Source organism: Blautia sp. JLR.GB0024, assembly GCF_037000545.1.
GTDB classification, from domain to species: Bacteria; Bacillota; Clostridia; order Lachnospirales; family Lachnospiraceae; genus Blautia; species Blautia celeris.
The window spans coordinates 71,664-83,631 of the sequence record NZ_JBANBF010000018.1; the positions used below are offsets into that span (position 1 = coordinate 71,664).

The window sequence follows — 11,968 nt, forward strand, 5'->3', positions numbered from 1 at the left end:
GATTTGTGTAAAGTGTCTTAGAACGGCGGGTGGGTCAAATATGCAAAATCGCAAAAGGGAATATAGAACTATGATTTATGATTAAAAACGGAAAACCTGTTGATAAATTTAAAATGAGGTGATATACTACAATTATCTGAAAAAATATAAACACCAAAATCGTGTATAAATTTGGAGGTAATTATGAAGCTTCTTCGTATTACAGCGGAAGGATTACCGCTTTTTAAGGAAAAATTGGATTTGAGCTTTTATGCACAGCAGAGAGTTGTAGAAGAACATAAGAACATTTTGTGTCCATTATTTTCAAATATTTATTTGAATTCTGCAAATGGATTCATTGGTATTAATGCCTCAGGAAAGACTTCTGTACTGAAGGTGATTTTGCTTGTATTGGAAATGATCAATAATGAACCAATCAACCACATTGAGACCAGAGATATTTTGGGGGATGCACGAGAAGTTAAATTGAATTCGTATTTCTTTTCGAGAAAGACTAAAGAGATTTGTCGATTGGAAACGATTATTACGTCTCGTAAGAGCAAGTCGGAAGGGGCAAGTTACAGTATTGTTTCAGAGTCTTTATGGACAAAGAATGTAGATGAGGTAACTACCCGTAAAGCAATGTTAGATTTTGATGGAAGAGAGCCGGCAATAATCAGAAGTGGTCAGGAGGCATTTTTATCTGATGATGTAAGTATAATGATTGCCAAAAATAAAAAGACAAAGGAACATGTGCGTATTGTCAATCTCTTGAAATATACGAATGTGAATGTGCTTCCGTTCTCGGAAGATATACCTGCAGAGGTTATCACGTTCCTAGATCCAACAATTGAGAGCCTGCATTTTGATGAAAAGGACCAAAAGCCCTTAATCCATCTGAAATTTAAGGGAAAAGAAGAAATCCTGTTTCATAACCCTGTAGAATTGAACAACTACCTTTCCTCTGGTACTGTAAAAGGAATGATAACTTTTACCTTGGCTCAGGAAGTACTGCAAAACGGTGGATATATTGTTGTAGATGAAATTGAGAATCATTTTAACAAAGAAATTGTTACAACGCTGATGCGCTTCTTTATGGATAGCAAGCTGAATAAGAATGGTGGTACACTTGTTTTTTCTACACATTATCCGGAACTACTGGATGAATATGATCGCAATGACAGCATATTTATTACCAGAAATCGCAATGGTATTACGGTAGAGAATTTATCTAATATACTGAAACGAAATGATATCAAGAAGAGTGATGCATACCAGAGCGGTTTCCTTGAAGGTACAACTCCAACATATGAGGCTTATATGCAGCTAAAGAAAAGTATAGCAGCAGCCCTTATATAGGAGGTGCCTATGGAATTAGCAGAATATAAGGCGTGTATCTGTGAGGGTTCAGCTGAAAATGCAATCATGGATATACTCTTGGATCATGAACTTTTAATCTTTTCCAGAGAAGAGATGATTGAAGAGGAAGTGATCCGTTGCAGAGAAGGCAAGAAGTTTGAGGAAAAGTACTTGAGAAAAGGATTTATGAATAAGATTTCTGTTATAAGGATTCTTGACTCAAGGCGTGAAAACTTTAAGCTTAGTAAGGCATATGCCAATAAGGTGGATGTCATAAATGTGATTACGGCTCCGGAAATTGAAATGCTAATCATTTTTAATGAGGATAAGTACAAGGAATTTAAGAAATCCGGGAAGAAACCAAGTGGTTTTTGTAAAGAAGATTTGAAGATGGCAGAGGTAAAGTCCTATGATTTTGTGAAGGATTACTTCAGCAATCCGACAGTTCTTGTGGCAGCTATAAAAAAGTATCATGAATTGTCGAAAGTTCAAAAGGGTGAATATACTTTATTGGACTTGTTGCGATAGTAATAATCAAAATGTTGAAAGGCGCTTGCAGAGGTGCAGGCGCTTTTCTTATGCTAAAAATCAGGAAGGAGGGATCCCGATGGCAGTAAGCATCAAAGAGCCGGTTCCGGCAAAGGGAATGCCCGATTGCCCGGAATGGATTTTAAAGGAGTTACAGATTGTTTCCGAACATCCCCCTATGCTATAATCTATTCGTAAGACATTATACAGTAAGACTAAGGTAACTGACAACTATGTTTGTAATAAACAGGCAGGGGGGAAAAAATATGGAAAAAAATTGTATATCTAAAATAAAAAACGAACCAAAGATCAAGAATAAACTCATCCAGGCTGTCAGAGGACAGCTTGAACAGCGTGCGGCGTGGCTGTATCTTCTTTGTGATGAAGCCGGAAAAAGAGGGCTTGACTGGGAAGATTTCGGAAGCGCGGCAATCCGCCGCTGTGGCCTGGGGCAGGGGGCGGAGTTAGTAAAACAAGGAGGGACCAATAGTCTGAAAGGTCTCAGAAAACAGTTATTTACAAAACCTGCCCAGTGGGTATTTGAAATGAAGATCAGAAAAAGCACAGACAAAGAGCTGGCCATTGATTTTCATTACTGTCCATTAGTAAAAGCCTGGCAGAAAGCCGGCTGTACAGACGAAGAAATATCGAAACTCTGCGACATAGCCATGTGCGGCGACCACGGCATTGGAGAGGCTTACGGCGGCCGTCTGAAACTTCTGAGGTCCATAGCCAAAGGTGATGATGTATGCCGTTTATATTATCATAAAAAGTAATACCTATGACGGTTCACAGTCCTGCCTTGGGGCAGCAAGGTGAACCGCAGTCATGCCGCACCGTATCAAACATAAGGAGAATACATGAATATTGTCAATTTTACACGTGAACATATTGCAAACGCAAAGAAACTTGCCCTGTCATGCTACCAAGAGGAGCAGAACAGGGTACCGGATCTTCCGGGTGCCAAGGAACTAACCGACTTAACATATTTTGCTGACAACGGCCTGGGAGCAGCAGCATACGAAGGCAATACGATGACAGGCTTTCTGTGCTGTACAGAACCGTTTGACCATGCGTTTGGATCAACAGATGCCAAAGGGATATTCTCTCCTATGGGCACTCATGCAGCAGTGAGGCAGAACAGAGCAGACATATACGCTGCCATGTACCGGTTTGCCGCACGGAAATGGGTCAGAGCCGGTGCGGTCAGCCACGGCATCTGCTTATATGCTCACGATGAAACGGCGCAACAGCAGTTTTTTCGCTATGGTTTTGGCATGCGGTGTATCGATGCTGTCCGAACCATGGAGCCGATAACCTGTATCCGAAATGAAAACTATGAAATCGAGGAGCTTACCCCGGAAACAATTTCTCTGGCGTATCCGCTGGAACTTATGCTGATGCGTCACTATTACAGCAGCCCGTTTTTCATGAACCGTGCCGCAGCGGCACAGGAAGACTTCTGCAGCACATTTACAGCAGAAGAAGAACGATGTTTTATATCCAGATATAAAGGTCAGCCATGCGCATACCTGAAAATTTCCCAGTCCGGTGAAACCTGTATTACCGAAATTCCGGAGTATCTGCACATAACAGCAGCATACTGCCTTTCGGAACACCGGGGCAAAGGCGTATTTCAGAACCTTCTTAATTATGCGGTTGATTTATTAAAAAAAGAAGGCTATGCGTATCTGGGTGTAGACTATGAGAGTCTTAACCCGACCGCATATGCCTTCTGGCAGAAATATTTTTCAGCGTATACCCACGGTCTTGTCCGTCGTATTGATGAACATATTCTGCAGGTATCAGAGCGTATCTAAGCTCTTTATGTAGTAATCGGACTGAAAAGCGCAGATTCGGGGTTATCCAAGATATCCTTTCAGCAGTAAAAAGGTATTTTTCATTCCCTCCACGTGGCTTCTCTCATATCCATGGGAAGCGTACACGCCTGCGCCGATCAGTCCATGCCGCACGTCATATCCCGCGGTCAGCGCCACATCCGCATCTGACCCGTAATGGGGATACACATCCACCGCATAAGCAAGTCCCATATCCCGGGCGGTCTTCACTAAAGATGTAACCAGGTCATAGTGATAAGGCCCCCTGCTGTCCTTGGCACAGATGGATACCTGCCGTTCCGTACAGCTAAGGCTGTTGCCGACACATCCCATATCTACGGAGATCACATCCTTTACCCCATCCGGGACAGAAGCGGCCCCGCCGTGGCCAACTTCCTCAAAGACGGTCATGTGCTGATAGACCCTGTTTTTCAGGGAGACATTTTCATATTTTACATATTTTGCGTAACCCAGCAAAATGGCAGCGCTGAGTTTGTCATCCAGAAAACGGCTCTTGATATATCCTGATCTTGTTATCACAGTCCTGGGTTCAAAACATACATAATCCCCTGTAGAAATACCAAGCGCAGCCACGGACTCTTTATCGGTGACCGGTTCGTCCAGCACAATTTCCACAGTATCGAATGATCTTCCGGTCTTGTCATATTCCCCGTTTACATGAATGGAAGCATTGACAAGCTGACAGGTGCCCTCATAAATGCCGTCAAAGCGTGTGACGATCCGGCAGTTTTCCGCTTCCGCGTTATTAGCATTCATCCCGCCGATGGGTGTAATCTTCAGCCGTCCGTTTTCCTTGATCTCAGAGACCATGGCCCCAAGCGTGTCCACATGTGCCTCCAGGAGAACACCGTGTTTTACGTCGCCGCTTTCCAGATCCACCAGCACACCGCCCTTGACGGTTTTCTGCGGATGGTATCCCAGCCGTTCATACTCTGCCATCAGGTAATTGGCAGCCTTTTGGGTGTATCCGGAGGGACTGTCAATTGCCAGCAGATTTTTCATTTGCTCCAGAATATAATCCAGATATTTGTCCATAATGATATCCCTTTTCTTTTTTTGTCACATTTCCATCCTTTTTATGTTTTATCCGCCGGGCCATATATACAAACGGTGTATCAAGCAGACTGGTAAATACAAAAATCACATAACTGGATACACAGATGCGCAGAAGCACCGGAAACTGATACATGCCCCAAAACGCGCCAAAAGTATACAGAACAGTATTTAAAAGCTGTGACACCAATGTGGAACCATTGTTGCGGAGCCATAAAAATCCCTCTGCGTTTCCAAAACGTTTTGTTGTAAATGCCCACCATTTATGGTAAGCCCAGACATCAAATTTCTGGGAGACCGCATAGACCAGCAGACTTGCAAACAGCAGGCGCGGCGTATTGGAAAATATGGTATGGAACGCAGGACTTGCCCAGTCACTGGCAGAGGGGGTGTATAAAAGCCACATCTGGGAGATCAATATAAAACAGCAGGAAGTACAGATTCCCAGATTGACCGCCTTCTGGGCCTGCTTCTTGCCGCCAATCTCACTGATGATGTCCGTTACAAGAAAAGACGAGGCAAAGAGCACGTTTCCAAGCGTCTGCTCCATGCCGAAAGCACGCACCATGAGCAAGACCTCAATATTGGCTGTGATGGTACAAAAAACAGTCCATCCATACAGACCGGAAATATCAAAAAAGTAATACGCCAGCAGTACAAAACTATAAATCAGTACCAGGGATAAAATCAATAAAATCTCATTGCTCATACTTGTCACCTACCCCGAATTCCGTATTTTCCATTAAGATATCCACCCGGTCATTTCCTATATAAACAGGATAGAGATTTTCGGCAAAAAGCCGGATCACATCCCGGTCCGGTTTCATTTTCGTGGAATTTTCCACCATAATATTGATACAGACCCTCTCAAACAAAGCCAGGCCGGTCTCAATATCTTTTTTCATGGAATCGAGCGTCTGACCTGTCAGCCCGAACAAAAGACACACCTCATCCGCATACTTTGCAATCTCCTGTGGTGATTCGGCAGTAATGCCCTTTTTGAGCACTTTTTCGCGAAAATCAAAATCAAAGGTTTCCACTCCCATTTTAATCTTCAGGCGGATACCCTTCTCAGAAAAAAAGTCCCGTGCCTTTGGAATCTCATCCTTGTGCATCCAGTGACACTCAAAATGCAGTTCATGGATTTCTTTTTCCTCGCAGACACTGCGTATCCGTTCCAGAGTCTTTTTATCCAGGTCACAAAAACTTCCCGAATTGATCACTTCCAGTTTCTTAAAACATCCTGTGACTTTTGCAAGCTCCCTTTCGTTTAAAAGGAAATTGGCCTCCTCATCCCTGGAAAAATCCAGATGATAGTCACAGAAGGAGCAGCGGCGCCATTTGCACCCGTTTCCCCGAAGGAGTAAAATCTCCCTGGGATTTTTTTCCCGTATCACACTGTAACGGTTACTTGGTTCTTGAATACTCATTTTTTCCTCCTTAGTTTTATTTATAGACAGGATGGTTACGAACTGTCTTTGGCAGTTCAGCTTATCTGAACTGTTGCCATTCTAGCAGAAAACATACAAAAATACAAGTGAAAATCATTGACGTAAGACGTCCATATGTACTATACTTACCCATAGGTAACTTTACATAACATAAGTTCAAGGAGGACCTTTACATGAAATGTCCATTTTGCAATCAAGACAACACCCGCGTCATAGATTCCAGACCGGTTCCAGATAATAATTCCATCCGAAGGAGAAGACAGTGTGACGAGTGCGGCAAGCGCTTTACCACTTACGAGAAAATAGAGACGATCCCACTGGTTGTTATCAAAAAAGACCAGAGCCGCGAACAATACGACCGCACCAAGATCCAGGACGGCATCATGCGTGCCTGCTACAAACGCCCCATCTCCGTAGAGCAGATTGAAAAAATCATAGATGAGATCGAAACCGAGATCTTCAACAAAGAAGACCGCGAAATCCCCAGCACCGAAATCGGCGAAATCGTCATGGACAAACTAAAAGACCTTGACGCCGTAACCTACGTCCGCTTCGCCTCTGTCTATCGTGAGTTCAAAGACGTAAACACCTTCATGGACGAATTGAAAAAAATCCTGAATTGATAGGTTTCGTGGAGCGGCGGGCAGATCCAGCCTTGGCCATGTCTCCAAAATAATACTTGCAATCCCCCCACCATTCCGCTACAATAACCATGACAATTAAATAATGAGGGAACTTCAAATGTTTAAAGGAGAAACCATGAAAAGAGCAAGATTAATACCAACACTTCTCTTTGCACTTACCCTGACTATTGTACTCGGCGGCTGCCAAGACAAAAAGGAAAGCGGTAAAGAGTCCAAAAACAACGAAAGTTCCACAGAAACAAAAGCGGAACCAACCATGGGAGGTTCCATTGTAGTAGGAATTCCTCAGGATATTGAGGATAGTCTTGACCCACACAAATCGGTAGCGGCAGGAACAAAAGAAGTCCTATTCAACATTTATGAAGGCTTAGTAAAGCCTGATGAAAAAGGCAATTACATCGATGCAGTAGCCCAGTCGCATACCATTTCAGAGGACGGCAAGACTTACACCTTTACACTTCGTGAGGGCGTAAAATTCCACAATGGAGCGGACGTTACCGTAGACGATGTGAAATATTCGATCGAGCGATGCGCCGGTATCACGGAAGGAACAGAACCGTTGATAGCGGCGTTTTCTAATGTGGAAAACGTCGAAACTCCCGATGACAAAACCATTGTCATCCATTTAAAAGAAGCTGACACAGAATTTCTGGCCTACCTCATTGTGGCTGTCATTCCCAAAGATGCCCAGGATCTGGCAACCAACCCTGTGGGCACAGGTCCCTTTATGTATGCATCCCGGTCTCCCCAGGAGAATATTAAGATCAAAAAATTCGCAGACTACTGGGATACGGAAAACCAGGCATATCTGGATGAGGTCACCTTCAAGGTGGTAAGTGACAGCAATGCTATTGTGACCGGATTAAAGGGCGGCTCTCTGGATATGGTAGCACGCATTGATTCCAACCAGTCTGCCCAGCTTAAAGGTGAGGATTTTACCATCTATGAAGGCGGCATGAATCTGGTGCAGGCATTATACCTGAACAATGGAGAGGCACCCTTTGACAACGTAAAAGTACGTCAGGCACTCTGCTATGCAGTGAACCGCCAGGATGTGCTTGATATGATCGCGGACGGAAAGGGAACCATAATCGGCAGCAGCATGTTCCCTGCATTTGACAAATACTACATGCCGGAGCTGGCAGACAAATATCCGCAGGATGCAGGTAAAGCCAAAGCCCTGCTTGCGGAAGCCGGATACCCGGACGGATTTGACATGACGATTACAGTACCATCCAACTATCAGCAGCATGTGGACACTGCCCAGATACTGGTGGAGCAGTTAAAACAGATTGGTGTCAATGCCAAGATCCAGCTTGTGGAATGGGACAGCTGGCTCAGCGATGTTTACGGCGACAGGAAATTCCAGTCTACAGTAGTCGGTGTGGACGCAGCTTATTTAAGCGGCCGTGCTCTGCTGGAGCGTTTTACCTCTGATTCTTCTAAAAATTTCATTAACTTTCATAATGAAGAGTATGATAAACTCTATCAGCAGGTAAAGAAAAGCACAGACGATAAAGAACAGACAGAACTCTACAAGAAGATGGAAACCATTCTTGCAGATGACGCGGCAAATGTCTACATTCAGGATATGGCTTCAGAGGTTGCTCTCAGAAAGTCATACAGTGGTTTTGAATTCTATCCGCTGTACGTTCTGGATCTGGCAAAAATCTACAAAGTAAAATAAAGCCCGGCCGGATGTACCGGGGAAACATACACGGAAAAGGAGAAAGACAGAATGAAATATATTGTGAAAAAAACAGGAACTCTCATTATAACATTGTTAATTGTCTCTTTTCTGTCCTTTATGGCTTTTTCCGTGATCCCCGGTGATGCGGCAAAATCAAAACTGGGAACAGAGGCCACAAAGGAACAGGTAGAGGCACTGCAGCATGAGATGGGCCTGGATAAACCGGTTCTGGTCCGCTACGGCCTGTGGCTGAAAGATTTTGTAACAGGAGACATGGGTGAGTCCTACAGTTATTCCATGCCGGTGCAGGAGATGATCGCGGATAAAATACCTGTCAATCTTACCATGGTGCTCATGGGATTTTTTATCATCCTGCTGTTTTCCATACCTCTCGGCATTTTTACTGCCAGCCATGAGGGCGGGATGCTTGACCGTTTTCTCATGACATGTAATCAGGTGGTCATGTCGGTTCCCGGTTTTTTTCTGGGTATTTTGATCACATATGTATTCGGACTGGTGCTTAAATGGTTCACACCTGGAGCCTATGTCTCCCCATCCGAAAATTTTGGCGGATTTTTAGCCTACCTCATAGCGCCCAGCATAGCCATCGCTCTTCCAAAAAGTGCAATGGCGGTGAAAATGCTGCGCAGTTCCGTGATCACCCAGCTTCACTTGGATTATGTGCGCACTGCTTACAGCCGCGGAAACAGGACAGGGCGTGTCCTCGGCAGGCATGTGCTGAAAAATGCACTGATTCCGGTGCTCACGTTCTGGGCTATGACCATTGCGGATATTATGGCAAACAGCATTATTCTGGAGCAGGTGTTTACCATTCCCGGCATGGGCAGCCTGCTGATCACCTCCATTTCCAACAGGGATTATCCTGTCGTCCAGGGAATCATTGTGCTGATTGCAGCAATGGTGGTGCTCATCAATTTTACGGTTGACATTTTATACGGAAAAATAGACCCGCGGATACGCATGGATGCTTAGACAGGAGGAGAGAAGATGAGAAAAGACAGAAAAAACAAGTCGGGCAATCTGATCATCGGTGCCTCTCTGGCAGGATTCATGCTGTTATTTCTGCTGATTGGCCTTTTGTACACGCCTTATGATCCTGACGCCATGAGCGGCGGCGCTAAATTCGCGGCACCTTCCCTGGCGCACTTATTTGGATGCGATCAGTTTGGGCGTGATATTTTAAGCCGTGTCATGAAAGGAACAGGCACCACCTTTTTTGTGGGCGCGGCGACCGTTATGATCGGGGGCGGAATCGGCCTTTTGGTGGGGGCGTTTACCGGATATTTTGGCGGATGGCTGGATGAGATCCTTATGCGTTTTAATGATGCGGTTGTCTCTTTTCCAAGTATTTTGCTGGCCCTGGTATTTATCAGTATCTTAGGACCTGGAAAATACAATGTGATCCTGGCCCTTGGTGTTGTGTTCATTCCCAGCTTTGCCAGGATGACGAGAAGTGAATTTATATCCCAGAGGGAAATGGATTATGTGAAAAGTGCAAGGCTTATGGGAGCTTCTCATCTGCGGATCATGTTTATACACATCCTTCCCAATACCCTGCCAACTGTTCTGGCTACGGCTGCCATTGGATTTAACAACGCGGTGCTGGCTGAGGCGGGTATGAGTTATCTGGGAATCGGTGTGCAGCCTCCGGATGCCAGTCTTGGAAGAATGCTGTCTGAGTCCCAGGCATATCTGGCAACAGCGCCCTGGTGCGCTCTTTTTCCCGGAGTGGCGGTTATCCTCCTGGCACTGGGATTTTCCCTGTTAAGTGACGGGCTGCAGAAGAAAGGCGGGAAGTAATATGGCATTACTGGAAATAAAAAATCTGGCAATTGAATTTCATGATACCGTACCGCCCACAAAAATTGTGGAGAACATTTCTTTTTCCATGGAGGAAGGGGAAATACTGGGAATCGTAGGGGAATCCGGTTCAGGCAAAACGCAGACGGCCCTTTCTGTCATGGGTCTTTTGGGCGAACATGCCAAAATGCCCAGAGGAGAGATTTTGTTTCAGGGCAGAGATATTCTGAAGATGCAAAAAGAAGAGTTGTGGAAAATACGGGGCAGAGAGATCGGCATTATTTTCCAGGAACCCATGACATCCCTGAATCCGGTCATGACAATCGGAGAGCAGGTGGAGGAAGCCATGCGGATTCACAGCCATTTCAGTGCCCGGGAACGAAAAGAAAAGGCACTGCAGATGATGAAAAACGTGGAGCTTCCCAATCCGGAGCTTCTGTATGACAAATATCCCCATCAGCTCTCAGGCGGCATGCGTCAGCGTGTCATGATCGCGGCAGCTCTTGTGATGGGGCCCAAGCTTCTGATTGCGGATGAGCCCACCACAGCACTGGATGTGACCATACAGGCCCAGATCTTAAAGCTCCTTCAGAAAATCAACAGGGAACAGGGAACCGCAATTCTCTTTATCTCCCATGACCTGGGTGTTATCCGTCATCTATGCAGCCGTGTTATTGTCATGAACCGGGGAAAAGCTGTGGAACAGGGAAGTGTGCAGGAGATATTTGAGCATCCTTCCATGGAATATACAAAAAAACTCCTGGCAGCCATACCAACCAGAAGAACTTCTCTCAGAAGGCGGTCAGCAGCAAAACAGGAAAGGGGCGGGGCATAATGGAACCTGTACTGGAAGTAAAACACGTAAGTGCATCTTACCGTGAAGGCAAAAAAGAACAGCAGGTGCTGAAGGACATTGATTTTACGGTCCATAAAAACGAGATCCTGGGTCTGGTCGGAGAGAGCGGATGCGGAAAAACCACACTCTCCAAAGCAATCCTGGGATTTGTAAAAGTGCAGGATGGTGAGATCATGCATCACACCGGGAATCCCCAGATGATCTTCCAGGACCCCTATTCCTCCCTCAACCCTTCAAAACGTGTGGCATGGATCCTGGAGGAGCCGCTGCGCATGCAGAAAATACCAAAAGAGGAGCGGCGCAGGAAAGTCCTTGCCATGGCAGAAAAGACAGGGCTTTCCAAAGAACACCTGAAACGCCGTCCCCGGGAATTATCCGGCGGCCAGCGGCAGAGAGTGAGTATCGCGGTTTCTCTTCTCCAGGGATCACAGTTCATCATTGCGGATGAGCCGGTGTCAGCCCTGGATGTTACCATTCAGCGGCAGATCATGGAACTGATCATAAAACTACAGGAAGAGATGAAGTTTTCCGTTCTTTTCATCTCTCATGATCTGAATGTGATCTATCAGATGTGTGACAGGGTTATGGTGATGAGAGATGGCAAGATTGTGGAAGAAGGGAATGTGGAGGAGGTATTTGCCAGTCCGAAGGCTGATTATACAAAGGAGCTGATGGCGGCAACATTGGATGTGGAGGTATAACGGCATTTGGCGGACGCCGGGTCTGGT

At 45.3% G+C, this 11,968-nt stretch carries 13 protein-coding genes; 10 read left to right on the forward strand and 3 right to left on the reverse strand.

Features of this window, described 5'->3' with window-relative positions; genetic code table 11:
* The first annotated feature begins 183 nt into the window (after positions 1 to 183).
* The 4 genes from V8Q34_RS24325 (at position 184) to V8Q34_RS24340 (ending at position 3,686) form a co-directional block, all read left to right on the forward strand.
* Positions 184 to 1,338 (forward strand): AAA family ATPase, encoded by a 1,155-nt coding sequence (locus tag V8Q34_RS24325; protein ID WP_335836485.1) that lies wholly within the window; start codon positions 184 to 186, stop codon positions 1,336 to 1,338.
* A 9-nt stretch (positions 1,339 to 1,347) separates the two neighbouring features.
* Positions 1,348 to 1,866 (forward strand): hypothetical protein, encoded by a 519-nt coding sequence (locus V8Q34_RS24330; RefSeq protein ID WP_054352296.1) that lies wholly within the window; start codon positions 1,348 to 1,350, stop codon positions 1,864 to 1,866.
* A 266-nt stretch (positions 1,867 to 2,132) separates the two neighbouring features.
* Positions 2,133 to 2,642: an L-2-amino-thiazoline-4-carboxylic acid hydrolase gene (locus V8Q34_RS24335; protein ID WP_187370656.1), complete on the forward strand. Its 510-nt coding sequence runs from the start codon at positions 2,133 to 2,135 to the stop codon at positions 2,640 to 2,642.
* An 84-nt stretch (positions 2,643 to 2,726) separates the two neighbouring features.
* Positions 2,727 to 3,686, forward strand: a complete 960-nt coding sequence (locus tag V8Q34_RS24340) for a GNAT family N-acetyltransferase (protein ID WP_103732789.1) — start codon at positions 2,727 to 2,729, stop codon at positions 3,684 to 3,686.
* Positions 3,687 to 3,728: 42 nt separating this feature from the next.
* Here V8Q34_RS24340 and V8Q34_RS24345 read toward each other — a convergent pair whose 3' ends face one another.
* Genes V8Q34_RS24345 through V8Q34_RS24355 form a run of 3 tightly spaced genes read right to left on the reverse strand, consistent with a single transcriptional unit; the run spans position 3,729 to position 6,208 of the window.
* Entirely contained in the window at positions 3,729 to 4,760 is a 1,032-nt protein-coding gene (locus tag V8Q34_RS24345; RefSeq protein WP_335836486.1) for a M42 family metallopeptidase, read from the reverse strand.
* Positions 4,705 to 5,487: a queuosine precursor transporter gene (locus V8Q34_RS24350; RefSeq protein ID WP_225305274.1), complete on the reverse strand. Its 783-nt coding sequence runs from the start codon at positions 5,485 to 5,487 to the stop codon at positions 4,705 to 4,707. Before V8Q34_RS24350 ends, V8Q34_RS24345 begins: the two co-directional genes overlap by 56 nt.
* A complete protein-coding gene (locus V8Q34_RS24355; protein ID WP_335836487.1) occupies positions 5,477 to 6,208 on the reverse strand; it encodes a radical SAM protein in 732 nt (243 codons plus the stop codon). Before V8Q34_RS24355 ends, V8Q34_RS24350 begins: the two co-directional genes overlap by 11 nt.
* A 194-nt stretch (positions 6,209 to 6,402) precedes the next feature.
* Between V8Q34_RS24355 and nrdR the strand changes: the two genes are divergently transcribed.
* The 6 genes from nrdR (at position 6,403) to V8Q34_RS24385 (ending at position 11,941) form a co-directional block, all read left to right on the forward strand.
* The gene (gene nrdR, locus V8Q34_RS24360) at positions 6,403 to 6,852 is read left to right on the forward strand and encodes a transcriptional regulator NrdR (protein ID WP_033142657.1); all 450 of its coding nucleotides are present in this window, start codon (positions 6,403 to 6,405) and stop codon (positions 6,850 to 6,852) included.
* A 136-nt stretch (positions 6,853 to 6,988) separates the two neighbouring features.
* A complete protein-coding gene (locus V8Q34_RS24365) occupies positions 6,989 to 8,560 on the forward strand; it encodes an ABC transporter substrate-binding protein (protein WP_033142675.1) in 1,572 nt (523 codons plus the stop codon).
* Positions 8,561 to 8,611: 51 nt separating this feature from the next.
* Positions 8,612 to 9,556, forward strand: coding sequence for an ABC transporter permease (locus V8Q34_RS24370; protein WP_335836488.1), 945 nt, complete (start codon positions 8,612 to 8,614; stop codon positions 9,554 to 9,556).
* 15 nt (positions 9,557 to 9,571) lie between these two features.
* Positions 9,572 to 10,384 (forward strand): ABC transporter permease, encoded by an 813-nt coding sequence (locus V8Q34_RS24375; protein ID WP_103732814.1) that lies wholly within the window; start codon positions 9,572 to 9,574, stop codon positions 10,382 to 10,384.
* A 1-nt stretch (position 10,385) separates the two neighbouring features.
* Positions 10,386 to 11,219, forward strand: coding sequence for an ABC transporter ATP-binding protein (locus tag V8Q34_RS24380; RefSeq protein WP_054352299.1), 834 nt, complete (start codon positions 10,386 to 10,388; stop codon positions 11,217 to 11,219).
* Complete coding sequence (locus V8Q34_RS24385; RefSeq protein ID WP_335836489.1) at positions 11,219 to 11,941, forward strand: ABC transporter ATP-binding protein; 723 nt, start codon at positions 11,219 to 11,221, stop codon at positions 11,939 to 11,941. Before V8Q34_RS24380 ends, V8Q34_RS24385 begins: the two co-directional genes overlap by 1 nt.
* The last annotated feature ends 27 nt before the right edge of the window (positions 11,942 to 11,968 follow it).